24 protein-coding genes are annotated in these 23,601 nt (G+C 72.6%); 9 read left to right on the top strand and 15 right to left on the bottom strand.

What is annotated here, in order from left to right; all coding sequences use genetic code 11:
- Positions 1–6: 6 nt before the first annotated feature.
- The 3 genes from BM430_RS19685 to cobD all read right to left on the bottom strand — a co-directional run bounded on the left by BM430_RS19685 (position 7) and on the right by cobD (position 2,795).
- On the bottom strand, positions 7–291 hold the full coding sequence (locus BM430_RS19685; protein ID WP_093568953.1) for a hypothetical protein: 285 nt from the start codon (positions 289–291) through the stop codon (positions 7–9).
- A 106-nt stretch (positions 292–397) separates the two neighbouring features.
- A complete protein-coding gene (locus BM430_RS19680; RefSeq protein WP_093568952.1) occupies positions 398–1,702 on the bottom strand; it encodes a KpsE/RkpR family capsule polysaccharide export protein in 1,305 nt (434 codons plus the stop codon).
- Between the two features lie 94 nt (positions 1,703–1,796).
- Entirely contained in the window at positions 1,797–2,795 is a 999-nt protein-coding gene (gene cobD, locus BM430_RS19675; protein ID WP_093568951.1) for a threonine-phosphate decarboxylase CobD, read from the bottom strand.
- Here cobD and cbiB point away from each other — a divergent pair.
- Complete coding sequence (cbiB, locus tag BM430_RS19670) at positions 2,794–3,789, top strand: adenosylcobinamide-phosphate synthase CbiB (protein ID WP_093568950.1); 996 nt, start codon at positions 2,794–2,796, stop codon at positions 3,787–3,789. The two genes, cobD and cbiB, sit on opposite strands and share 2 nt — an antisense overlap.
- Positions 3,790–4,080: 291 nt before the next feature.
- On the opposite strand, the gene BM430_RS19665 is transcribed toward cbiB, so the two are convergent.
- From BM430_RS19665 to BM430_RS19640, 6 genes are all read right to left on the bottom strand, one after another.
- The gene (locus BM430_RS19665; RefSeq protein ID WP_093568949.1) at positions 4,081–5,049 is read right to left on the bottom strand and encodes an efflux RND transporter periplasmic adaptor subunit; all 969 of its coding nucleotides are present in this window, start codon (positions 5,047–5,049) and stop codon (positions 4,081–4,083) included.
- A gap of 14 nt (positions 5,050–5,063) precedes the next feature.
- Complete coding sequence (locus tag BM430_RS19660; RefSeq protein ID WP_244539573.1) at positions 5,064–5,270, bottom strand: DUF1656 domain-containing protein; 207 nt, start codon at positions 5,268–5,270, stop codon at positions 5,064–5,066.
- On the bottom strand, positions 5,267–7,318 hold the full coding sequence (locus BM430_RS19655; protein WP_093568947.1) for an FUSC family protein: 2,052 nt from the start codon (positions 7,316–7,318) through the stop codon (positions 5,267–5,269). The genes BM430_RS19660 and BM430_RS19655 overlap by 4 nt, the downstream gene beginning before the upstream one ends.
- Positions 7,315–7,827, bottom strand: a complete 513-nt coding sequence (locus BM430_RS19650; protein WP_093568946.1) for a MarR family winged helix-turn-helix transcriptional regulator — start codon at positions 7,825–7,827, stop codon at positions 7,315–7,317. Before BM430_RS19650 ends, BM430_RS19655 begins: the two co-directional genes overlap by 4 nt.
- A 148-nt stretch (positions 7,828–7,975) precedes the next feature.
- The gene (locus BM430_RS19645) at positions 7,976–8,314 is read right to left on the bottom strand and encodes a hypothetical protein (protein WP_093568945.1); all 339 of its coding nucleotides are present in this window, start codon (positions 8,312–8,314) and stop codon (positions 7,976–7,978) included.
- Positions 8,315–8,406: 92 nt separating this feature from the next.
- Positions 8,407–8,652, bottom strand: coding sequence for a hypothetical protein (locus BM430_RS19640; RefSeq protein WP_093568944.1), 246 nt, complete (start codon positions 8,650–8,652; stop codon positions 8,407–8,409).
- 438 nt (positions 8,653–9,090) lie between these two features.
- Here BM430_RS19640 and BM430_RS19635 point away from each other — a divergent pair, with 438 nt between their 5' ends.
- The 3 genes from BM430_RS19635 (at position 9,091) to BM430_RS19625 (ending at position 11,514) form a co-directional block, all read left to right on the top strand.
- Positions 9,091–10,029 carry a sugar kinase gene (locus tag BM430_RS19635; RefSeq protein WP_093568943.1) on the top strand — a complete coding sequence of 313 codons (939 nt, stop codon included), beginning with the start codon at positions 9,091–9,093 and terminating at the stop codon, positions 10,027–10,029.
- On the top strand, positions 10,029–10,676 hold the full coding sequence (gene eda, locus BM430_RS19630) for a bifunctional 4-hydroxy-2-oxoglutarate aldolase/2-dehydro-3-deoxy-phosphogluconate aldolase (protein WP_093568942.1): 648 nt from the start codon (positions 10,029–10,031) through the stop codon (positions 10,674–10,676). Before BM430_RS19635 ends, eda begins: the two co-directional genes overlap by 1 nt.
- 205 nt (positions 10,677–10,881) lie before the next feature.
- Positions 10,882–11,514: a L,D-transpeptidase gene (locus BM430_RS19625; protein WP_093568941.1), complete on the top strand. Its 633-nt coding sequence runs from the start codon at positions 10,882–10,884 to the stop codon at positions 11,512–11,514.
- Between the two features lie 373 nt (positions 11,515–11,887).
- Here the strand turns inward: BM430_RS19625 and BM430_RS19620 are convergent, their stop codons facing one another.
- A complete protein-coding gene (locus BM430_RS19620; protein WP_093568940.1) occupies positions 11,888–12,682 on the bottom strand; it encodes an AraC family transcriptional regulator in 795 nt (264 codons plus the stop codon).
- A 126-nt stretch (positions 12,683–12,808) separates the two neighbouring features.
- On the opposite strand from BM430_RS19620, the gene BM430_RS19615 reads away from it, so the two are divergent.
- Both BM430_RS19615 and BM430_RS19610 read left to right on the top strand, forming a co-directional pair.
- On the top strand, positions 12,809–14,128 hold the full coding sequence (locus tag BM430_RS19615; RefSeq protein WP_093568939.1) for a tetratricopeptide repeat protein: 1,320 nt from the start codon (positions 12,809–12,811) through the stop codon (positions 14,126–14,128).
- A 25-nt stretch (positions 14,129–14,153) separates the two neighbouring features.
- Positions 14,154–15,407: an MFS transporter gene (locus tag BM430_RS19610; RefSeq protein ID WP_093568938.1), complete on the top strand. Its 1,254-nt coding sequence runs from the start codon at positions 14,154–14,156 to the stop codon at positions 15,405–15,407.
- A 240-nt stretch (positions 15,408–15,647) separates the two neighbouring features.
- Here the strand turns inward: BM430_RS19610 and BM430_RS19605 are convergent, their stop codons facing one another.
- Positions 15,648–16,052 (bottom strand): gamma-butyrobetaine hydroxylase family protein, encoded by a 405-nt coding sequence (locus tag BM430_RS19605; RefSeq protein ID WP_093568937.1) that lies wholly within the window; start codon positions 16,050–16,052, stop codon positions 15,648–15,650.
- Positions 16,053–16,176: 124 nt separating this feature from the next.
- Here BM430_RS19605 and moaA point away from each other — a divergent pair, with 124 nt between their 5' ends.
- Complete coding sequence (gene moaA, locus BM430_RS19600) at positions 16,177–17,226, top strand: GTP 3',8-cyclase MoaA (protein ID WP_244539562.1); 1,050 nt, start codon at positions 16,177–16,179, stop codon at positions 17,224–17,226.
- A 235-nt stretch (positions 17,227–17,461) separates the two neighbouring features.
- On the opposite strand, the gene BM430_RS19595 is transcribed toward moaA, so the two are convergent.
- A complete protein-coding gene (locus BM430_RS19595; RefSeq protein WP_093568936.1) occupies positions 17,462–19,198 on the bottom strand; it encodes a methyl-accepting chemotaxis protein in 1,737 nt (578 codons plus the stop codon).
- A 170-nt stretch (positions 19,199–19,368) separates the two neighbouring features.
- Here BM430_RS19595 and BM430_RS19590 point away from each other — a divergent pair, with 170 nt between their 5' ends.
- A complete protein-coding gene (locus BM430_RS19590; RefSeq protein WP_093568935.1) occupies positions 19,369–20,181 on the top strand; it encodes a transporter substrate-binding domain-containing protein in 813 nt (270 codons plus the stop codon).
- 114 nt (positions 20,182–20,295) lie between these two features.
- Positions 20,296–21,162, top strand: a complete 867-nt coding sequence (locus BM430_RS19585; RefSeq protein ID WP_093568934.1) for an NAD(P)-dependent oxidoreductase — start codon at positions 20,296–20,298, stop codon at positions 21,160–21,162.
- 207 nt (positions 21,163–21,369) lie between these two features.
- Here the strand turns inward: BM430_RS19585 and glpK are convergent, their stop codons facing one another.
- The 3 genes from glpK to BM430_RS19570 are packed head-to-tail and all read right to left on the bottom strand — an operon-like array spanning position 21,370 to position 23,559.
- Positions 21,370–22,863 (bottom strand): glycerol kinase GlpK, encoded by a 1,494-nt coding sequence (gene glpK / locus BM430_RS19580; RefSeq protein WP_093568933.1) that lies wholly within the window; start codon positions 22,861–22,863, stop codon positions 21,370–21,372.
- A 25-nt stretch (positions 22,864–22,888) separates the two neighbouring features.
- Positions 22,889–23,323, bottom strand: a complete 435-nt coding sequence (locus BM430_RS19575; protein ID WP_093568932.1) for a type II toxin-antitoxin system VapC family toxin — start codon at positions 23,321–23,323, stop codon at positions 22,889–22,891.
- Complete coding sequence (locus BM430_RS19570; protein ID WP_093568931.1) at positions 23,320–23,559, bottom strand: type II toxin-antitoxin system Phd/YefM family antitoxin; 240 nt, start codon at positions 23,557–23,559, stop codon at positions 23,320–23,322. Before BM430_RS19570 ends, BM430_RS19575 begins: the two co-directional genes overlap by 4 nt.
- Positions 23,560–23,601 lie beyond the last annotated feature (42 nt).

Raw genomic sequence — 23,601 nt, 5'->3', positions numbered from 1 at the left:
GACCTGCTACGGATCGGCCGCCGCGGCGGCGGCGTTGGCCGCCGCGTTGGCGCGCTCGGCCTCCAGGATGGTCTGACGGGCGAGGTAGCGGGTGACCAGCGCCTCGACGTCGCGGATGGTCTCCTCGACGAGATGCTCCTGAAGCCGGGCGCGGGGATCCTCGGGCTGCAGGTTCTCGCGCTCCTGGAGCCGGCGCATGGCCTGCTTGACCACCTGGTAGACCCCCTCGCGCTCCTCGCGGCTCATCGCCGGGGAGACGGCCCGGGCGACCAGGTCGGTGAAATCGGACATCGGTGTACTGCTCGTCCTGACGCGGCGCGGGCGCTTCCGTGACGGCGCTCCGGCCCGCCTCATCGCACGGCCCGCGCCGGAACCGAAGTCCCGGGCGGGGTCCGCCTTACAGGTTGTGGTCCTTCACGCCGGCGATGAGCAGGCTGCTGCAGCCCCAGATCACCAGGAAGGCGAAGAAGGCGACGAACAGGCTGTGCCCGCGCATCGGCACGGTGGAGAGCTCGGGCCGGCTCGGCGGCACGAAGACCGCGAGGTAGACGTGCTGGCGGTTCGCCGCCACCCGGGCCCGCTCGAGCATCTGGGTGGCGGAGTCGTTCAGCTTCTCGGCGATGGTGCGCTCGACCATCAGCCCCTCGTATTCCAGGATCGCCTCCGAGACGGACCGGCCGCCGACCGCCACCCCGTCGCTGGTCAGCGAATCCTCGAGCTGCTTGATCTGCTGGTTGGTGGCGTTGAGGCTCGCCACGATGGTCTGGATCGAGCGCGACTTCTCGTCGAGGCCGGAGCCGCGCAGCACCTGCAGGTCGTTCTCCGACTTGATCTTGTCCTTGCGCAGGGTGAGCAGGGTGGTCATCGTCGCCTCGGCCGACTTCGCCGGATCGATGATGCCCCAGCGGTTGCGGAACTCGCGCAACGCGAGGTGGGCCTTGCGCATCCGCTCCTCGCTCGCCGCCAGGTCGTCCTTGCTGTGCCGGAGCATGTCCTGCTGCGCGCGGGACGAGATCACGTTGATCAGCGCCTCGGCGCGGGCCATGACGTGGCGGCTGATCGCCATGGCGTCGTCGGGCGTGAAGGCCTGCACCGTGAGGGTCGTCACGCCAGAGACCAGATCGATGTGGACCTGGACGTGCTTGCGCCAGTACTTGAGCAGTTCCTCGATCGGCTTGTCGCCGGAATAGCGCGCCCAGAAATCGGCCTCGTCGCGGGTGAACATCCTGACGACGTCGAGCTCCTTCTGGGCGCTCTCGAGCATCGGCTGGCTCTGGATGTATTCCTGGATGATGTAGCTGTCCTGGCTGTTGTTCTTCTGGATCAGCGAGGAGAACTCGCCGAGCGCGACGTTGCCCATCGGCTCGACCTCGCCGCGGACGGCGAAGCGGGTCTCGACCACGTACTGGTCGGCGGCGAAGGCGAACAGGTAGATCCCGATCACCGCCGTCGGCAGCAGCACGAAGATGACGATGTTGCGGATCAGCCGGGCCAGGACCCGGTTCTGGGTGCCGGCGGCGGGCAGGAGCGGGACGCGGGTCCAGCGCAGCGGGTTGAGGAGCGCCGGCAGCCGGCCCCGGGGCCCCTGGGGGGAGATCGGCTCGACCGTCTCGGCGTTGCGGCGCAGGTCGGGCACGGTGCGCCGCGCGAACGCGATCATGCTGCCGAGCCTGTCGCGCCGTTTGACCTCGTCCGCGTCCATACTGCCTGATTCCTCGTGCGGCGCCCGGCCGCCTTCGCGACCCCGACGGCCAGGCTCACCGGATGCTGCGGTTTTCGGCCTTTTTAATGGCGCCTCACCGCGCCCGCAGGGCGGCTTCGAGGCGGGCCCAGGCCGGCTCGTCGGGCGGCAGGCCGAAGCGCAGCCGCGCCGGCGCCGCCTCGAACCGGCGCACGAAGATCCCGGCGCAGCCGAGCCGCGCGAACAGGCGCGCGGAATCGGTGAAGTCGGCGGTGCGGAACAGGCGCGTGCCGCCGACGATCCGGCCGCCGGCTTGCGCGAGCAGCGCGTCGAGCCGGGCCGCGTCGCGGGCCCGCGCGGACGCCGCCTCCCGCCGCCAGGCGGCGTCCGCGAGCGCGCGGCGGCCGACCGCGATCGCCGGCCCCGACACCGCCCAGGGGCCGATCCCGCGGCGCACCCGTCCGATCAGGGGCTCTGCCGCCACCGCGAAGCCGAGGCGCAGGCCGGCGAGGCCGTAGGTCTTGCCGAAGGAGCGCAGCACCAGGCAGCCGGGCGGCGGCGCCCCGCACAGGCTCTCGATCGGTTCGAGATCCGCGAAGGCCTCGTCGACCACGAGCCAGCCGCCGCGTTCCGCGAGCCGGGCGGAGGCCGCCGCGAGGGCGCGGGCCGGGATCACCCGCCCGTCCGGGTTGTTCGGGCTGACCGCCACGACCACGTCGGCCTCCAGATCGAGGTCCGGCACCGTCGCGACCGCGTGCCCGGCCCGGGCCCAGGACGCGGCGTGCTCGGCATAGGTCGGGCCGAGGACCGCGACGCGGCCGGGCGGCCGCAGCCGCGGGATCAGGTCGATCAGGGCCTGCGTGCCGGGGGCGGCGGCGACGTGGGCCGGATCCGCGCCGTAGGCCTGCGCCGCGGCCTCCTCGAGGGCGGCGAGGTCGGCCCGCGCCGGCAGCCGCGTGAAGGCGCTGGCCTCCAGGGCCGGCCACGGATAGGGGATCGGATTGATCCCCGTCGACAGGTCGATCCAGGGCTCGGGGGCCTGCGGGAAGAGCCGGCGGGCCTCGCCGAGGTCGCCCCCGTGCCGGATCGCCCCTTCCTCGCCTTCGCTCGCCATGACCGCCCTGCTGCACCCGCCCGACAGCCTCCCGGTGCTCGTCCTCGCCCTCGCGGTCGAGGCCGTGCTCGGCTATCCGGACCGCCTCTACAGGCTGGCCGGCCACCCTGTCACCTGGATCGGCGCCCTGATCGCCGCCCTCGACCGCCGCCTCAACCGCGAGGGCGATTCCGAGGGGCGCCGGCGCGCCGCCGGAGTGCTGGCGCTCCTCCTCGTCCTCGCGGCGACCGGCGTCGCGGCGTCCGGCCTCGCGCTCGCCTGCGGGGCGCTCGGGCTCCTGCCCGGAATCGTCCTCTGCGCCTTCTTCGCCGCGAGCCTGCCGGCCCAGCGCAGCCTGCACGACCACGTCGCCCGGGTGGCGCGGGACCTGGAAGCGGACGGCCTCTCCGGCGGGCGGCGAGCGGTGGCGATGATCGTCGGGCGCAACCCCGAGACCCTCGACGAGGCCGCGCTCTGCCGCGCCGCGATCGAGAGCCTGGCCGAGAACTTTTCCGACGGCATCGTGGCGCCCGCATTCTGGCTCGGCGCCGGCGGCCTGCCCGGGGGGGCGCTCTACAAGGCGATCAACACCGCCGACAGCATGATCGGCCACCGCACGCCCCGCCACGAGGCCTTCGGCTGGGCCGCCGCCCGCCTCGACGACCTCGTCAACCTGCCGGCCTCGCGCCTCACCGCCGGGCTCGTCGTCGCCGCCGCCGCCCTCACCCCTGGGGCCAGCGCCCGGGAGGCGCTCGCGGCGGTCCGGCGCGATGCCGGCCGCCACCGCTCGCCCAATGCCGGCTTCCCCGAGGCCGCGATGGCCGGCGCGCTCGGCCTCCGCCTCGCGGGTCCCCGGGTCTACGGCACCACGCGGGTCGAGGATGCCTGGATGGGATCGGGACGGGCGGAAGCCACGGCCGCCGACATCCGGCGGGCGCTCGCGCTGTACCGGCGCGCCTGCGGGCTGCTGTGGGGGCTGGCGGCGGGGCTGGCCTGTCTCGCGCTGGCGGTGTGATACGGTTCCCGGAAGATTCCTTCCGGGAACCGTATCACACCGCCAGCGCGGCGCCTGAGCGAAGCCGATTTCCGCGTTGCGAAGCAATCAGTCGGAAATCGTATGAGACGATTTCCGACGGGATCGTTCGGAACGCGGATCAGACCATTGAAAACACAACCGTTATCCCTTTCGCGACCGAAACCGGCGCCGAAAGGGATAATCGCCTCCACCGGCGCCGGACGACCGGCGCGAGATCCCGGTCCCGGCCGGCCGAGGCGAGTGTGCGGGCGGATCTCAGGCCGCGCGGCGTCAGCTCCGGCGCGCCGGCAGCGTGGCCTTCAGCGCCTCCCAGCCGTCGCGCAGGCCGAGATGGCGCAACCCCTCGAACGGCCGGACCTCCGGCCGCTCGCCGCGTGGATGCACCACGACGGTGGCGGTGCGTCCGACGGTGAGGCGGTCGCGGTCGACGGTGGAATCGAGGGCGATCCGCACCGGCACGCGCTGGGCGAGGCGCACCCAGGCGAAGGTCGGGTTGACGTTGGCGAGCAGCGACGAGCCGGCGCTGCGCTCCCGGTCCTCGATGCCGGCGGCGACGCTCTCGACCGTGCCGGTGACGTCGCGATCCTCGCCCATCAGCCGCACGGTGACCGGGTCGCCGGGATGGATGCGGTCGAGCTTCGTCTCCTCGAAATAGCCCTGGACGTGCAAGGTGTCGCCGTCGACAAGCGCCATCACCGCCTTGCCGACCCCCACATAGGCGCCGGGGCGCAGTTCGAGGTTGCTGATCCGTCCGTTGACCGAGGCGCGGACCTCGGAGCGGTCGAGGTTGAGCTTCGCGAGGTCGCGGTCGGCCACGGCCTGGTCGTAGGCGGCCCGGGCGCTCTGCTCGGCGGCGAGCGTCGCCTCCAGCTTCTGCTGCGACACGACGTTGTCGCTGAGCTGGCGGTAGCGGGCGAGATCCGCCTCGGCCTGGACCAGGTTCGCCTTGCGGCCGGCCACCACGGCCTCGGCCTGCCGCAAGGCCATGGCGAAGCGGTCGGGGTCGATGCGGAACAGCACGTCGCCGCGCTTGACCCGCTGGTTGTCCCGCACCTCGACGTCGCGGACCAGCCCCGAGACGTCGGGGGCGACGCCGACCACCTCCGCCCGCACCCGCCCGTCGCGGGTCCAGGGAGCCTCGAGGTAGTAGTCCCAGAGCGCCGTCCCGACGACGAGGGCGAGCGCCAGCATGGCGGCGGTGACGGCGAAGCGGCCGAGGAAGGCGAGCGCGCGGGTCATGGCTTCAAGAATCTTCAGGTCAGGCGGCCGGCGAGCGACACGACGACGCCGAGGCACACGAGGGTGAGGCAGAGGTCGAAGAGCGGCCGGTGCCAGACCAGCCGGTAGAGCCCTAGCGCACCGATCAGCCGGCGTAAGCCGAGGCTGACCAGGACGGCGACGAGGGCCCAGACCAGCAGGGCCGGCACGAAGACGCCGTAGAGGTCGATGTCGGTCATCAGGCGGCCTCCCTCGCGCGCAGGACGGCGCCGGGCGGCGGCGCCTCGGGGAACAGGGCGCGGCGCAGGCCGACGAGGCCCAGCAGCGCGTCGCGCCGGCCGGGGCCCTCGGCCTCCCCGACGCCCGCGAGGCCTGCGTCGATGCGGCGGAGCAGGTCGTCCGACGCCGGGCCGCGCGGCCCCTCGTAATGGGCCGCCACCCCGTCGAGGGCGTCATCGAGGGGGGCGACCGCCCCGGACGGAAGGCCGTGGCGGGCGCGCCGCAGCGAGACGAGGTTCATGCCGACCCGGAGCGCCGCCAGGGTGTCGATCCGGGACAGGTCGCTGTCGGGCCCGGCGGCGGCCAGCCGCGGCACGAGGAGGCCGAGGCGGTCGAGCATCAGGTGGGCGAAGGCGGCGCGGTCGCCGTGCCCGCGCCGGCGCGCCGCCCGGGCGAGATCGGCCCGGCTCGCCGCGACGAGCCGGCGGGCGCCGTGCTCGGCGCCGACCGAGCGCACCAGCCGCGTCACGATCGCGGCGAGCCAGATGCCGCCGACGAGGGCGATGCCCGAATTGACGTAGCCGCCGAATTCCGAGGTGTAGCGGTCCTGGATCGCCAGGAGGGCGTTGCCGTTGACGCCGAGCGCCAGGCCCACCGGCATCGTCTTCGGGATCGTCATCAGCAGGCCGCACAGGATCAGCAGCGGGGCCAGCACGAGCGCCAGGCTGACGAAGTCGTGCACCAGCGGCATCACGCCGAACAGGAGCACGCCGATCGCGGCGGCGGCGATGCCGGTCCAGGTGGCGAAGCTCAGGATCGCCGGGGCCGGATCGTCCTGGGTCGCGAACAGGCAGCACAGCACCGCGCCCATCATCGCCGCGGTGGCGCCGTCGGGCCAGGCGGTGGCGATCCACACCGTCACGGAGGCGACGATGCCGAGGAACACGCCGAGGGCGGAGCGCAAAGCCATACCGTGGTCGCGGTGGCGCGGCGCGCGGCCGCCGAACTCGCCCGCATAGGCCAGCGGCTCGCGCAAGGCGCCGTCGCCGCGCCCGATCCCGTCCTGCAGCGCCCGGCAGTCCCGGCCGATGGCCACCAATTCGCGCAGGCGGTCGATCAGGCTCGCCCGCACCAGGGCGGACCAAGATCCGTGACAAGATCCGTGAGAGGACGCGGGCGAGGGGAGCGGACGGTCGGCGGCCTCAATGCGGGCGAGGAGCGCGTCGGCCTCGACGGCGGGAGCGCCGGCCGCCGACCACGCCTCGACGTCGGCGAGGAGCCGGCGCAAATCGGGCGTGAGGCCCGAGAGATCGTTCAGGGCCGCGATCCGGTCGGCGAGGGAGGAGAGGACCGGCAGCAGCATCAGCATCCGGCCGCGCAGGAGCTGCACCAGCGGCACCGCCCGGCTCTGGGCCGAGGTGTCGTAGGCGAGGTGCGTCGAGAGCGCGTCGATCTCCGCCGCCTCCGCCGCGAGGCGCAGGCGCCGCGCCCGGGTCGCGGGTTCCTCGCCGGCCCGCGAGAGCACGTCGCCGGTCCAGCGCCCGGCCTCCTTGAGCCAGGCGCCGACCCGGGCGGCGAGGACCGGGCCGACGGGCTCGGGAAAGACGAGGCTCGCGACCAGCGAGGCGCAGAGGATGCCGAGGGTGATCTCCTCCGCCCGCGACACCGCGGTGTCGAAGATGGTCTCAGGGCTCGTCACCGCCGGAAAGCCGATCAGCGCCGCGGTGTAGCCGGCGAGCATGAACAGGTAGGCCCGCGGCGAGCGGTCGAGGAGAGAGAGGTAGAGGCATCCGGCGGTCCACAGCGCCAGGGCGAGCGTCAGCACCTCCGGGGCGTTGACCAGCGGCGGCACCAGGACGACCGCCATCGCGACGCCGATCAGCGTGCCGACCACCCGGTACAAGGCCTTCGAGCGGGTGGCGCCTGCGAGCGGCTGCATGGTGATGTAGACGGTCGCCATCGCCCAGTAGGGCCGCGGCAGGTCGACCCAGAGCGCGATGCCGAGGGCGAGCAAAGCCGCCCCGCTGATCTTGAGGGCGAACAGCCATTGGCGCCAGCCGGGCAGCATCAGGCGCGTCCTCCGGCGGCCGGGCGGGGCACCGGCGCTTCGTCGGGCCCGCAGGTCAGGCTCGCACCGCCCTTGCTCGCACCCTTCGGGCCCCCGGCCTGGAGCGCGTGCATCACTTTCAGGGCCGCCCGCAGGTCGTCGTCGCCGACATCGGTGAAAACCGCCTCGCGCAAGGTGTCGAACCGCGCCTCGATCGCGGTCGCGCGGGCCCGGCCCTCCGCCGTCAGGTGCAGCACCTTGGCGCGGCGGTCGGTCGGGTCCTCCCGGCGGGTGACGAGGCCGGCCTCGCAGAGCTGGTCGAGGAGACGCACCAGGCTCGGCCCCTCGACGCCGAGCGCGTCGGCCAGGGTCGTCTGGCGCAGGTCGCCGCCGAGCCGCCCGATCAGCAGCAGCGGCAAAGCCGTCGCCTCGGTCAGGCCGTAGGCGGTCACGACCTCGTCGGCGGCCCGGCGCCAGACGCGCCCGGCCTGGAGCAGGGTCAGGGTGAGGGATTGCAGGAGGTCGCGTCGCATCGCCGCCAGTCGGGCCGCGTCGTGCGGACCGATCCTTGATCGGCCTTATAGATAGGATACTAACGATCGGAGCTGAAGCGCGGACGGCGCGGATCCGCCATGCGTGCGAGGGAGGGTTCCGCCTCCTCGGGGACCTGTTGCTCGGGATCTACTGCTTGGCGGCGGCGTCGCGGTCAGGCGCCCAGTCGAGCTCGACCACGGTCTTTCCGTCCTCGCGGTTGTAGCGCAAGGCGGTGTGCCGCATCGCCCGCAAGGCCGCGGCATCGTCGGCCCGGGGGCACTGGACAGGATCGTGGGAGCGCTTGGTCCGGTCGAGCATGCGCCCTAAGGCGGCGTCGAGGGCCGGCATCGCCGCGACAGTCGAGAACGGGGTCGACAGGTAGACGGTGTCGGCCGGCCCGCGGGCGAGGCAGTAGCGCCAGTCGGCGGCGGCCGGATTGGCCACCAGAGCGACGCCGATCACGGCGCCCGGAAGCAGGGCTCTCATCGAAGCGGGACTCTCGGAACGGGCCTCGGGGCCGTCCCGATGCGCGGCGCTTGCGGCGCCAGCAAGGCGCGGCAAGGTGCAGAAGGTGGGTGTCAGGCCGGAACCAGGCCGGGGGCGGGGGCCTCGCTCTCCTCGGCATCGAGGCTCACGCTCCAGACCCGGGCGCCGTCCTCGGTGGCGAGCCAGGCCTCGCCGGTCCGGTCGCCGAAGACCTCGTCGGCCCGTCCGAGCACCCGGGCGGCGGCGTGGCGCACCGTCGGCGCCTCGATCGACAGGTGGTGGAGCGGGAGGGCCTCGCGTCGGTCGCGGGAGGCGGAGAGCAGGCGATAGACGGGCATGACGAGCGAACTCCGAAGACGAGGGGGGTCTGGCGATCCCGGATGTCTGGCGTGATCGGCGGCTGCCTTGTGGTGTCGAACCGTTCCCCACGCCCCAGGTTCCGGCCAGGCCGGCACGGGGAGCGTCGGACGATCGTCCGCGGCGGGCTCAGACCGCCGCGGGCTCGTCGCCCTGATCGCCCGCAGGCGACGTTGGGTCAACGCTTCTAGCGTCATCTCCGTAGCGTTCAAGAGTTAACTCAGGGAAAATCGCGTCGGGGCGGCCGGGGCGCGCAGCCGTTGACACGGCCCCTCTCCTCCCCCTTGTGGGGAGGGAAGAAAGCCGGCCTCGGCAACGTCTTGGTCGAAGAGATCTTGGTCATAAGAGCTTGGGTTCGAGGGCTTGGGCCCGAGGCGACGCGTCGATCCGCCGGCACGGCGGGGAGAGGAACGAACACGATGACGACGAGGGTCGCCTGCATCGGCGAGTGCATGATGGAGCTGTCGGAGCGGCCCGACGGCAGCCTCTCGCGCGGCTACGGCGGCGATACGCTGAACACCGCGCTCTATCTCGCCCGGCTCGGCGTCGCGGTCGACTACGTGACGGCGCTCGGCGACGATCCGTGGAGCGAGGAGATGCTGGCGGCCTGGGCCGCCGAAGGGGTCGGCACCGGTCAGGTGCGGCGCCTGCCCGGGCGGATGCCGGGGCTCTACATCATCCGCACCGACGCCTCCGGCGAGCGCAGCTTCCATTACTGGCGCGACAGCGCCGCCGCCCGCGACCTCTTCTCCGGCCCCGGCGCCGCGGAGACGCGGGAGGCGCTGGCGGGCTACGACCTCGTCTACGCGTCGGGCATCAGCCTGTCGCTCTACGGCGAGGCCGGGCGGGCGGCGCTCGCCGAGACCTGCCGGGCGGTCCAGGCCCGGGGCGGGCGTGTCGCCTTCGACACCAACTACCGGCCCCGCGGCTGGCCCGACAAGGCGAAGGCGCAAGGCGCCTTCCGCGACGCGATGGCGGCGGCCGACCTGATCTTCGCCTCCGGCGAAGACCTCGAATGGCTGTACGGGCGCGACGGCGAGGAGGAGGTGCTGCGCCACCACGGCCGCTGCGAGATCGTGCTGAAGGGCGGCGGCTCGCCGCCGAGCGTGCGGGTGCTCGCCGGAACCGAGGACGTCACCGTGCCGGCCCCGCCCGTGGCGTCGGTCGTCGACACCACCGCGGCGGGCGACAGCTTCGCGGCGGCCTACATGGCGGCCCGCCTCGCCGGGAGGCCGCCCGCCGAGGCCGCCTCTCACGGCCACCGCCTCGCCGGCACCGTGATCGGCCATCGCGGCGCCGTGATCCCCCGGACGGCGATGCCCGACCTGCCGCTCACAATCGCACAGGAACGCCCGTAATGACCGAGACCCAGACCCGCGCCCAGCGCCTCGACGCGCTGCTCGCCGCCTCCCCGGTGATCCCCGTCATCACCGTGCCGGAGCTCGCCCACGCGGTGCCGCTCGCCCGGGCCCTGGTGGCGGGCGGCATCACCACCCTGGAGATCACCCTGCGCACGCCGGTGGCCCGCGACGCCGCCAAGGCGATCATGGCCGAGGTGCCCGAGGCGGTGGTGGGTCTCGGCACGGTGCTCACTCCGGCCGACCTCGAGACCGCCCACGCGCTGGGCGCCCGCTTCGCGCTCAGCCCCGGGGCGACGCCGGAACTGCTGCGGGCGGCCGCGGCCAGCGACATGGTGTTCATGCCCGGCATCGCCACGCCCTCCGACCTGATGCAGGTGCTGGCCGCCGGCTTCACGGTGGCAAAATTCTTCCCCGCCGTGCCGGCGGGCGGCATGGCGGCGCTGAAGGCGCTGGGCGGGCCGTTCCCGCAGGCCCGCTTCTGCCCGACCGGCGGCATCGGCGAAGCCGACGCCAAGGCCTGGCTCGCCCTGCCGAACGTCGCGGCGGTGGGCGGCTCGTGGCTGGCGCCGGAGGCCGAGATCCGCGCCGGCAACTTTTCCGCCATCACCGAGCGGGCACGCCGCACCCTCGCGGCCCTGCAGTAACGATGTGGAAACGTGCCCGCGCCGCCACGGTGTGGCGCGGGAACAACGCCGCTTTCGCAACCGCGAAGCTGCGCCGGATTTAAGCTTGGCTTTGGGACGTGGGCGTTTACGGCTTGGCCATTGGTGAGCCGTACGGTGCTGGTTGCGTTCGCACCGTCACGATTCGCCCGTCCCCATTCAAGTTCGTCCTTGCCAAGAGGCTTCCATGCGCCGCTTCGTCCCCGCCCTGGCCGGGCTGGTCTGCGCCGTCACCGCCTGGGCGGCGCCCGCCGCCGCCTACGAGATCGACCCGCTCACCCGCCAGCCCCTCGACCAGCCGCTCACCGTGACGGTGCGGTCCCCCGCCGCGGCCGCGGCGTCCGTCGATCCCCTCGACGCTTCGGTGCCGAAGCTGAGCCCGATCCCGCGCGAGACGGTGGCCTATTCGGGTCCCTACGGCGCCGGCACCATCGTGGTCTCGACCAGCGAGCGCCGGCTCTACTACGTGCTCGGCAACGGCCAGGCCCTGCGCTACGGCGTCGGCGTCGGCCGCCCGGGCTTCACCTGGGGCGGCGTGCAGACCATCTCGATGAAGCGCGAGTGGCCCGATTGGCGCCCGCCGGCCCAGATGATCCGCCGCCGGCCCGACCTGCCGCGCTACATGAAGGGCGGCCCGGAGAACCCGCTCGGCGCCCGCGCGATGTATCTCGGCGGCTCGCTCTACCGCATCCACGGCTCGAACGAGCCCGAGACCATCGGCACCGCCGTCTCCTCCGGCTGCATCCGGATGACCAACGACGACGTGATGGACCTGTATACCCACGCCAAGGTGGGTACGAAGGTGATCGTGCAGCGCTGACGTAGCGTGGCATCATCTTGATGGGTGAAGAGGCCGGCCTTGTGCCGGCCTTTTTCATGTTGATTTGCCTGAGTGCATATTCGGTCGTCCCCCACAAAATTGACACCCTTCGCGTCATTCCGGGGCCGCGTAGCGGAGCCCGGAATCCAGAACCGCGGATGGTTCAGGAAAGAACGGACACCCTGCCGCCTCGTCCTGTACGACCTGAGTGTCTGGATTCCGGGCTCCGCATTCGCGGCCCCGGAATGACGAGGAGGGTGTCGATACTGTCAGGATCACCCGAACAGGCTTTGATATTGCAGATATGCCGCAAGATCCCCTCCCATGCGGGAGAAGGGGCAGGCACGAACTCTCCCAGCACATTACCACTCGCTCACACCCCCACCCCCGCCGACCGCCCGCGCATGTAGGCCTGCGGCGCGCAGCCCATGTCGCTCCGGAACGCGTAGACGAAGGCCGAGGTCGAGCCGTAGCCCAGCGCTAGCGCGGTGCGGGTCACGTCGAGCCCGCCGCCCATCAGCTCGATCGCCTTGAACAGCCGCAGGCGCCGGCGCCAGGAGCGCAGGCTCATGCCGAGTTCGGCCTCGAAGCGGCGGGCCAGCGTGCGCCCCGACAGGCCGAGCGCCCGGCCCCACTCCTCCGGGCCCCGCGCATCGGCCGGCTCGGCGTAGAGCGCCTCGCACAACTCGGTCAGCGGGCCGCCGCGCGGCCAGGGCAGCGCTCCGGGGAGCGGCGCGGCGCGGCGGAGCTGGTCGAGGATCAGGCCGGCGACCCGGCCCGCATAGCCGTCGGCATCGTCCTGTCCGTCGATGGCGGCGGCCTCGACGATGAGCGCCTGGAGCAGGGCCGAGACGCCGAACACCGTCGGGTCCCCGGGCAGCCCGCGCCCCGCCGCGTCGGCGATCCACAGGCTGCGGAACTCGGCGCCGAGCAAGGATCCGACCCGGTGGCGGTGCCCGGTCGGCAGCCACACCGCCTGCTCCGGCGAGATCACGAAGGAGCGCCCGGCCACCGACACCGTCAGCACCCCCGAGATGGCGTAGACGACCTGGTGCCAGGGGTGGGCGTGCTCGGGGAAGGAGTGGCGCGGCGGGATGGCTTGCGCCCGCACCGTCAGCGGCTTCGGCGATCCCGCCCCGGGCGGCGTCTCGATCGTCTCCCACCGCATGCGGAACTCCAGATTGGCGGCCAATCTACACGGAGTGGCGCCCCGTCGAAATACGGACAGCCGGCGCTCCGCTATGCAGGAGAAGAATTCTGCTGCCACAGGGCTTCGCCAGAGAAGAACACCATCATGGGCCACCAGGACCGCCGCGGCCTGCCCCTCTCGACCCGCTCCGACCGCGCCGCCGAGCGCTACCGCGCCGGGATCGACCTCCTGCTCGCCGCCTGGCCGGGCGCCGCGGACGCTCTCGACGCTGCGATCGCGGAGGATCCCGGCTTCGCCCTGGCGCACGCCGCCCGGGCCCGCCTGCACGCGATGCGCACCGAATCGCGCGCGGCGCGGGCCAGCATCACCACGGCCGCGGACTGCGTGGCGCGGCGCGGGACCGAGCGGGAGCGCAGCCACGTCGCGGTCCTGTCGCTCGCGATCGACGGCCAGTCGGAGCAGGCTCTGGCACGGGCGCTGGCCCACGCCGAATCCTGGCCGCGGGACGCCCTGATCCTGTCGCTGCCCCTCGGCGCCTTCGGGCTCCTGGCCTTCTCCGGCCGGCCCGACCACGACCAGGCCCGGGTCGATCTCTGCGAGCGACACGCCCACGCCTACGACGCGGACGATTGGTGGTTCACGACCTATCGCGGCTGGGCCCAGACCGAGAACGGCGCGGTCGCCCGCGGGCGGGCGCTCGCCGAGCAGGGTTTCGCCCTTCGGCGCGAGAACGCCAACGGCGCCCACGCCCTCTCGCACGCCCTGTTCGAGGACGGGGCCGGAACCGAGGCCGAGGCGCTGATCGCCGGGTGGCTGCCGGATTACGACCGCTCGGGCATCCTGCACGGCCACATCGCCTGGCACGCGGCGCTCGCGGCTCTGGAGCGCGGCGATCCGGACGGGGCGCTGGCGATCTACGCGGACCACGTCCGGCCCGGGGCGACGGCGGGCCTGTCGCTCAACGTGATCACCGACACGGTCTCGCTGCTCTGGCGGCTCGACGCCTACGGGCACAGGGTCCCGGCCGGCCTGTGGGACGAGGTCCGGGCCTATGCCGCACCGTACTTCGCCAAGGCGGGCTTCGGCTTCGCCGACGCGCATATGGGCCTGCTCGCCGCCGCGACCGGCGACCGCGCGGCGGCGGAGACGCGCATCGACGCGCTCACCGGCCTCGTCGAGGCGGGGACGCTGGCGGCGGGACCGGTGGTGCCGGCGATCTGCCGCGCGGCCCTCGCCTTCGCGGAGGAGGATTACGGTGCTTGCGCGCGGATCCTCGAACCGGTCGCGGCCGAGGTCGTGCGCATCGGCGGCAGCGGCGCCCAGCGCGAGGTGATCGAGGACACGCTCCTCGTCGCCCTGATGCGCGCCGGCGAGACCGCGAAGGCCCGCACCCTCCTCGACCGGCGCCTCCACCGCCGCCCCTCGCCGCGCGACGCGCGCTGGCAGGCCCAGCTCACCGTCTGACGACGACACCCTGACGAGACGAGAGATGTCGAACCCCGCCGCCGCCCTTCCTGAAGAGTCCTCGCCCGAGGCTTCCCTGCCCGGAACCCCCGTCCGCGCCGGGACCGGCACCGGCAACGTGCTGCGCCTCGCTCTGGCCCAGGCGCTCGCCGGCGCCAACTCGGTCGTGGTCTACGCCACCGGCGCGGTGATCGGCAGCCAGCTGGCGCCGAGCCCGGCGCTGGCCACCCTGCCGATCTCGATCTTCGTCGTCGGCATGGCGGCCTGCACCCTGCCGGCCGGGCGCATCGCCCGGGCCTATGGCCGCCGCACGGCGTTCCTGGCCGGCACCGGGAGCGGCGTCCTCGTCGGGCTCATCGCGGCGCTCGCGGTCGTCCTGTCCTCGTTCTGGCTGTTCTGCGTCGCGACCTTCTTCGGCGGCGCCTACGCCGCCGTGGTGCTGTCGTTCCGCTTCGCCGCCGCCGATTGCGTCGCGCCGGCGCGGCGGCCGCGGGCGCTGTCTGCCGTCATGGCCGGCGGGGTCTTCGCCGGAATCATCGGGCCGCAGCTCGTCAGCCACACCATGTCGCTGTGGCCGGCCCACGCCTTCGCCGCCACGTTCCTGGCGCAAGCAGCGGTGGCGCTCCTGTCGGCTTTCGTGCTCATGGGCGTCCGGCTGCCGGGGCCGACGCCAGCCGACCTCTCCGGCGGGCGCCCGCTCGGCGAGATCGCCCGCCAGCCCCGCTTCGTCACCGCGGTCCTGTGCGGGGTGGTGTCCTACCTCCTGATGAACTTCCTGATGACCGCCGCGCCGCTGGCGATGCACCTGTGCGGCTTCACGCAGGACGACGCCAATCTCGGCCTGCAATGGCACGTGATCGCCATGTACGCCCCGAGCTTCTTCACCGGGCGGCTGATCGCGCGGTTCGGCGCCTCGCGCGTCGTCGCGGCGGGGTTGTCGCTCACCGCGGTGGCGGCCTTCGTCGGGCTGTCGGGGCTGGACCTCGCCCATTTCTGGGCCTTCCTGGTCCTGCTCGGCCTCGGCTGGAACTTCGGCTTCGTCGGCGCCTCCGCGATGGTGCTCGAGTGCCACCGGCCGGAGGAGCGGACCCGGGTGCAGTCGCTCAACGACTTCGTGGTGTTCGGCACGATGGCGGTCGGGTCGTTCTCCTCCGGCGGGCTGCTGGCGCGCTACGGCTGGGACGTGGTTTTGTGGGTGTCGTTCGCGCCGCTGGCCGTCGCGGTCGCGGCGCTCGTCGTCTCGGCGGCGTCGCGGCCCGTGCGCGTGGCGGAGGGCTGATGCAGATCTACACAGTCTCACCGAAGAAATGTGAAGCGCGGGATCCCCTCTCCCGTGTGGGAGAGGGGTAGGGGTGAGGGTGACACGTTTCAGGATCAAGCACTGGACGTTGAGCTGCCAGCACGACGCTCTCAGGATTACACGGAAGCGCGCCACCCTCACCCCTAACCCCTCTCCCACACGGGAGAGGGGGACGCGCTCGACTGGTAAAATCTGGATTGTAAACAGATCCGATATGCGTCACCGCCGCTTCGCCGGCTCCCGGCTCAAACCTTGCGCGGCCAGTTCCTCCTCGTAGCGGGCGAACCGCGTCGCCTGCTCCTCGCCGAGGCGGCGCAGGAAATCGAAGGCGTAGATCCCGGTATCGTGCATGTCGTCGAAGGTGAGCTTGACGGCGTAGTTGCCGACCGGGGCCACCCCCAGGATCTCGACGTCGCGCTTCCCCGGCAGCCACTTGCGCTCCGAGGGCGCGTGGCCCTGGACCTCGGCCGAGGGGCTCTCGACCCGCAGGTACTCCGCCGGCAGGGCGTAGGCCGCGCCGCTGGCGAAGGCAACGTGGAGCGTGCGCTTGTCGCGCGACAGCCGGATCTCGGTCGGCCAATCGGCCTGGTCCGCCGCCTGGTCGGTCCTATGAGCCTCGGTCATGGGTTGCGTCTCCCTCGCCTCAGGCCCAACTTGCCCGTGGTCCCGCAAGCGCTCATATGCAGGCAGGCAGCCGGCCGCCAGAGCCCGTGTCCCGCAGAAATTAAGCCCCGAGGATAGTGTTCGCATGTGGGGTCCCCGTACCGACGATCCGATGCCGGCCACGTCCGTGCCGGCGCGGCCGGCGCCGCTGATCGATCCGTTCCAGCGCGCGATCACCTATCTGCGCGTCTCGGTGACCGATCGCTGCGACCTGCGCTGCGTCTACTGCATGTCCGAGGACATGACGTTCCTGCCCAAGCGCGACCTGCTCACCCTGGAGGAGCTGGACCGGGTCTGCTCGGTCTTCGTCGAGCGCGGCGTGAGGAAGCTGCGCATCACCGGCGGCGAGCCGCTGGTGCGCCGGGACATCATGCGGCTCTTTCGCAACCTCTCGCGCCACCTCGCCTCCGGGGCGCTGGAGGAGATGACGCTCACCACCAACGGCACACGCCTGCGCCAGCACGCCGCCGAGCTGGCGGATCTCGGCATGCGCCGGATCAACGTCTCGCTCGACACCCTCGACCCGGACAAGTTCCGGGCGATCACCCGGCGCGGCGACCTCGACACGGTGCTCGACGGCATCGCGGCGGCGCGCGAGGCGGGGCTCAAGGTCAAGATCAACGCCGTGGCGCTCAAGGGCGTCAACGAGGACGAGATCCCGTCGATGCTCGCCTGGGCCCACGGGCTCGGCATGGAGATGACGCTGATCGAGGTGATGCCCCTCGGCGACATCGAGCCGGACCGCGTCGATCAGTTCCTGCCGCTCTCGGTGGTGCGCGAGCGCCTGTCGGAGCGCCTCACCCTCACTCCCCTCCCCGACCGCACCGGCGGTCCGGCCCGCTACGTGCGGGTGGAGGAGACCGGCGGCCGTCTCGGCTTCATCACGCCGCTCACCCACAATTTCTGCGAGAGCTGCAACCGGGTGCGCCTGACCTGCACCGGCCAGCTTTACATGTGCCTCGGCCAGGAAGACGCCGCCGACCTGCGCGCGGCGCTCCGCGCCTCCCTCGACGACGCGGTGGTGGCCGAGGCGATCAGGGAGGCGATCACCCGCAAGCCGAAGGGCCACGACTTCGTCATCGCCCGTGCGGCAAAGCCGGCGGTGCCGCGGCACATGAGCACGACGGGGGGTTAGGGTCCGGGTCGAGGCTCGATCGATGTGCTCGACCGGACTTGCAACCCTCAGTGTCATCCCGGGGCCGCGCAGCGGAACCCGGGATCCATAACCGCCGACGGTCCGGAATGAAGCGGAATGCGTCGAGCCGCATTCTATCCCGTTAGCGGTTATGGATCCCGGGTTCTCGCCTGTGGCGAGCCCCGGGATGACATTGAGGGTACGAGATTCCTCCGGAACCGCGCTTGGCCAGCGCTCAAACCCGAAACCCCATCCGCAACGCTCCCCAGTGCCGCCCATGCACCCGGATCGGGCTCGACACCTCGCGCAGGGGCTGGCGGCCGGCCTCGTCCTGCGGGCAGGCCTGAACCAGGAAGGCCCGGGTCGAACGGGCGGCGGACAGGCCGATGCGGTCGTCGTAGAGCCGGCGCTGGCGGGCGTGGAGGGCGTTCCAGGCCGGGTCGCCGGCCCGCGGCGCCTGGGCCTGGGCGCGGTTGTAGACCGGGGCGTAGCCGTTGCGGTCGACCGCGATGCAGAACGCCGTGCGCGCGTCGGCGAGCAGCAGCGGCTCGAGGATCGGCGGCAGGAGATCTTCGAGCGCCGGCACGGCGGCGGTGAGATAGTGCGGCGGCTCGATGCCGGCGACCGGGCGGTAGGTGGTGTCGAACAGGGCATGATGCGCGAGCCGGCCCGCGGCCAGCGCCTGCTCCAGGGCAGTACCGACCGACGCGGCCCCGCCGAGCGCCGCCGCGATCAGCGGCCGGTTCTCTTCCTCGATCGCCACCAGGGCGTCGCGCATCCGCGCGTCCGACACGGCGTCACCGAGCGCGCAATGCAGGCCGCGCGGGCTCGCGCCGACGACCCGCACCTGCATCCGGCCGATGCCGCGCAGGTCGAGGGAGAGCCGGGCGCCGACCGCCGCGCCGCAGCCCTCCGGCGGGGTCAGGAGCAGGCCGCCCCGGCTCAGGTCGAGCACCCGCCCGAGGCCCCAATTGCCGACCCGCGCCGCGAGGTCGACCGGATAGCGGTCGTGCACCCGCCGGTCGCCGATCTCCGCCTGGCGCAGGGACGCGACGGTGCGCCCGGCGAGCCCCCCGGCGAGGCCGGCGACGCCGGCGCCGACGGAGCGGGCCGCCTCCATGCGCCGGGCCGCCTCGCCGGCGGCGACTGTGGCCAGGGCGGCCTCCCGGCCGAGATCGTCGGTAACCTCGGCGAGGTCCCGGGCCCCGTCGGCCAGGCGCCGGGCGGAGGCGGCTTGCGCCTCGGCCGCCGAACCGGTGGTGGCGAAGGCCGGGCGCAGGCAGGCGAGCGAGGTCGCGACGCTGCCCATCGCCACCGCCCCGGGGCCGGAGAGGCGGCGGCTCAAGGCGCGCACCTCCTCCACCGCCCGGGCGGCATCGGCCGACAACAGCTTGAATTCCTCCGCCGCCCGCCAGAGCGGCCCGCCGTCCGCGCCGGCGCGGGCCGCCTCGACGGTGGCGTTGAGGGCGAGGCGGTTGGCCTGCCGCGCCAGGGTCGCCACCGCCTCGACGACGCGGGCGGCCTCCTGGGCGGCGCTCCCCATCTCGGCTTCGAGCACCCGGCTCTGCTGGTCGGTGCGGTCCAGGTGGCGGCCGGCCTGGACCAGCACGCCGGCGAGCCCGTCGGCCTCCGCCGCGAGGGTCGCGGCGTCGGCGCCAAGCGCACGGCCGCGCGCTCCCGCCGCGTCGGCCCGCGCTCCCAGGCCGTCGAGGCCGCGGGTGAGGGCGGCGGCATCCGCGGCCGCCGCCTCGGTCTCGGCGCAGCCGTCCCGGGCGGCGACGCCGACGGCGCGGGCGGCCCGGACCAGCTCCGCCTCGACCCGGTCGACGGCGTCGCGCCCGGACCGTCCGGCATCGCGCCCGGATCCCTCGACCGGCCCCTCGATCGCCGGCCCGACGGGGAGCGGCGGCAGGATCTCGACCGCGCCGGCACGGTCGCGGGACGGGTGGGGCGGGCGGAAGCTCAGGCGCATGGCCGGATCAGAGCGCGCCGCGCTTAAAGGCCGGTTAACCCTGACGAAACGTCACCGCCGCTGTCCCCGATCCAGGCCGGGCCCGACGCGCGAGTTGCGCCGGCAGGCGTGGCCGTGGCAGGGTCCGGCCCCGTTCGATCCGTCCCCTTGCCACGAGAGACCGCCGCCGGATGAGCCGCCTGCTCTCCCGCCTCCTGCTCCTGTCGCTGCTGGCCGCCGGGCCGGCCCTCGCCGAGGACGCCCCCGCGCAGGCCCCCGCCGCACAGCAGGCCCCCGCCCCTCTCCCCTCCCCCGTGCGCATCGCCACCGAGGGCGGCCACCCGCCGTTCAACTACGTCGAGGACGGCAAACCGGCGGGGTTCGAGGTCGAGCTGGCCCAGGCCCTGTGCGCCGAGGCCAAGCTCACCTGCACCCTCGTGCTCCACCAGTGGGACGGCATCATCAAAGGCCTGGAGGCCGGCGAGTACGACGCCATCATGGCGGCGATGGCGATCACCCCGAAGCGCGCCGCCCGCATCGCTTTCACCCGGCCCTATCTCCGCGTCCCCTTCGCCTACGTGGCGCGGCGGGACACCTCGCTGCCGACCCTGAGCCCGGCGGCTCTCAGGGGCCGCACGATCGGCGTCGCGGCGCACGGGCCGCAGGTCGCCTTCCTGGAGCAGCGTGTGCCGGGCGCCGAAATCCGCACCTTCGATTCGCTCGCCGACGCGACCCTCGACCTGCGCGCCGGCCGGGTCGACGTCGTGCTCGGCGACAAGCTCGACCTCGCGACCTTCCTCGGCAGGCCCGAGGGCGGGGCCTGCTGTCGATTCGTCGGCGACGTGCCGGCGGGCGAGCCGCTCCTCGGCGAGGGGTTCGGAATCGGCCTGCGCAAGGGCGACGGCACGTTGCGCGACGCATTCGACAAGGCGCTCGCGGCGCTCGTGGCGGATGGGCGCTACGACCGCATCCGGGCGAAGTTCATCCCGTTCGACACGAAGTGACGCCCTCCACGAACGATCTCGTTCGTGGAGGAGGCGAACCGGTTTGACGGGCGGCGGGCCGGCTCACTACACCGGAGGCCGATCGCCGGGACAACGGCGTGGGAGGATGAACGCATGGCAAAGGTCGCGTTTCTGGGTCTCGGCGTGATGGGTGGCCCGATGGCCCGGCACCTCGCCGCCAAGGGCCACGACGTCACGGTCTACAACCGCACCAAGGCCAAGGCGGATGCCTGGGTGAGCGCCCATGGAGGCAAGGCCGCGGCGACGCCCCGCGAGGCGGCGGAAGGCCAGGAGATCGTCTTCGCCTGCGTCGGCAACGACGACGACCTGCGCTCGGTCACGACCGGACCGGACGGCGCCTTCGCGGCGATGGGCAAGGGCACGGTCTTTGTCGACCACACCACCGCCTCGGCGGAAGTCGCCCGCGAGCTGTCGGCCGCCGCTGAGAAGGCCGGCTTCGGCTTCATCGACGCCCCCGTCTCCGGCGGCCAGGCCGGCGCCGAGAACGGCGTGCTCACGGTGATGTGCGGCGGCGACGCCGACACCTTCGCCCGGGTCGAGCCGGTGATCGCCTCCTACGCCCGCGCCTGCCGGCTGCTGGGGCCCGTCGGCGCCGGCCAGCTCGCCAAGATGATGAACCAGATCTGCATCGCCGGCCTGGTCCAGGGCCTGTCGGAGGCGGTGCATTTCGGCAAGCAGGCCGGGCTCGACATCGAGGCGGTGCTCGACGTGATCTCCAAGGGCGCCGCCGGCTCCTGGCAGATGGAGAACCGCGGCAAGACCATGAACCAGGGCAAGTTCGATTTCGGCTTCGCCGTCGACTGGATGCGCAAGGACCTGTCGATCGTGCTGGCCGAAGCCCGCAGCAACAAGGCGAAGCTGCCGGTGACGGCCCTGGTCGACCAGTTCTACGCCGAGGTGCAGAGCATGGGCGGCGGGCGCTGGGACACGTCGAGCCTGATCGCCCGGCTGGAGAAGTGAGGGAAGTCAAACCCCGCTGACTTCATACTCCATCGTCATTCCGGGGCCGCGAAGCGGAGCCCGGAATCCAGAAACGCAGGTTGTCCAGAACAAGGCGGGCGGCGTCCCGCTTGGTTGACTACCACCTGAGTGTCTGGATCCCGGGCTCTCGCCTTCGGCGAGCCCCGGGATGACCCTGTGAGGTGGGAAACGTCTGTGGGGATTCGTCTACTTCCCCACCAGACAACTTACCGCCTTGCGCCAGCCGGCGAGCCGCCGCTCGCGCAGGGTCGGCTCCATCGCCGGGGCGAAGCGGCGCTCCAGGCGCCAATGGTCGGCGAAGTGCTCGGGCTCGGGGTAGAGGCCGCAGGCGAGGCCGGCGAGGTAGGCCGCACCCAAAGCCGTGGTCTCCTTCACCTCGGGCCGGTCGACGGGGGCGGCCAGAAGGTCGGCGAGGCGCTGCATCGTCCAGTCCGAGGCGACCATGCCGCCGTCGACCCGCAGCACCGTGGCGCTGCCGTCGCCGTCCGACCAGTCGGCCCGCATGGCGGCGAGCAGGTCGGCGGTCTGGTAGCAGACGCTCTCGAGCGCCGCGCGGGCGAGCTCGGCGGGGCCGGTGCCGCGGGTCAGCCCGAACAGGGCGCCGCGGGCGTCGGGCTCCCAGTAGGGCGCGCCGAGGCCGACGAAGGCCGGCACCAGGTAGACGTCCTGCGCCGGATCGGCCCGCTCGGCGAGCGCCCCGGTCTCGGCGGCCGATTCGATGACTCCGAGCCCGTCGCGCAGCCACTGCACCGCCGCGCCGGCGACGAAGATCGAGCCTTCGAGCGCGTAGGTGCGCTTCCCGTCGAGCTGGTAGGCGATGGTGGTGAGAAGCTTGTTCTTCGAGACCACCGGCTGGGTGCCGGTGTTGAGGAGGGCAAAACACCCGGTGCCGTAGGTCGACTTGACCATGCCGGGCCGGAAGCAGGCCTGGCCCACGGTCGCCGCCTGCTGGTCGCCGGCGACGCCCCGGATCGGGATCGCGGCGCCGAACAGCTCCGGGTCGGTCTCGCCGAAATCGCCCGAGGAATCGCGCACCTCCGGCAGCATCGAGGCCGGCACACCGAGAAGCGTCATCAGCTCCTCGTCCCAGGCGCCGCGATGGATGTCGAAGAGCAGCGTGCGCGAGGCGTTGGTGGCGTCGGTGACGTGGAGCCGGCCGCCGGTGAGGCGCCACAGGAGATACGAATCGACCGTGCCGAAGGCGAGCTCGCCCGCCTCCGCCCGGGCGCGGGCGCCGGGCACGTTGTCGAAGATCCAGGCGATCTTGGTGCCGGAGAAGTAGGGATCGAGGATCAGGCCGGTCTTCGCCGTCACCGCAGGCTCGTGGCCCGCCTCCTTGAGACGGGCACAGATCCCGGCCGAGCGCCGGTCCTGCCAGACGATGGCGCGGTGCACGGCCTCACCGGTGCGCTTGTCCCAGACGAGCGTCGTCTCGCGCTGGTTGGTGATGCCGATCGCCGCGACGTCCCGCGCCGTCACCCCGGCCTGCTTCATCGCCGCCCGGCAGGTGTCGAGCGTGGTGCGCCAGAGGTCCTCCGGCTCGTGCTCGACCCAGCCCGAGGCCGGGAAGTGCTGCGGGAACTCGGCCTGGGCGAGACCGGCGATCGAGGTGTCGGGACGGAACAGCAAGGCGCGCGAGGAGGTGGTGCCCTGGTCGATGGCGAGGATGAGGGAGGACATCGGGACGGCTCTTTCGCGCGGTGCGTTAGAGGGGTGGCGGCTCCAGCGTGGCGAGGCCGAGGGTGGCGGCCGCCCGGCCGAGCCGCGCGTCGAAGGTCGCGAAGGGCAGGCCGGTGACCTGCAGCAGCGCGAGATGCAGGGCGTCGGGACCGCGCACGCCGAGGGCGGCATCCTCGACGATGGTGCGGGCGATCGCGAACGTCTGGCGGGTGATGGTCAGCGGGCGACCGAGAGTCTTGCGCCAAGTCTCGAATTCACCGACAGCATCGTGGCCAAGAGAGTCGCTGAGCGTTCGTTCTCTGACGAGACGCGAGATCGTGGCGGAGAACTCCAGAACCACGAGGTCCGACACGACTGGCGTCACGTCCGGCGACGAGATCCAAGTCCTGATCCGGATGCTCTGCGATTCGAGAATGATGACCGGCACCAGGATGTTGGTGTCGCAATAAACTCGGCTCACAAGCCCTCATCCCGCATCTGCCGGATGAGGGCCGTCGAGTCGAAGGGCTTGAGCGGGATGACCTGATTCGCCTTGATGCGATCCATCTCCTCCTTGGTCACCGGCCGCGGCTCGGTGGGGACGAGCTGAACGAGATCCTCGTCAAGGCGGGTGATGATCACCTCCTCGCCCTCCGTCGCCTTGGCGAGCAGTTCGGGCAGGCGGGCGATGGCGTCTTCCAGCGAGTAATAGGCCATGACAACCTCCGTGGCAGCGTCTCCGCCAGGATAGCGGAATCC

It is taken from the genome of Methylobacterium sp. 174MFSha1.1 (genome assembly GCF_900116815.1).
Classification (GTDB): Bacteria; Pseudomonadota; Alphaproteobacteria; order Rhizobiales; family Beijerinckiaceae; genus Methylobacterium.
This window is presented reverse-complemented; position numbering and strand designations above follow the sequence as displayed.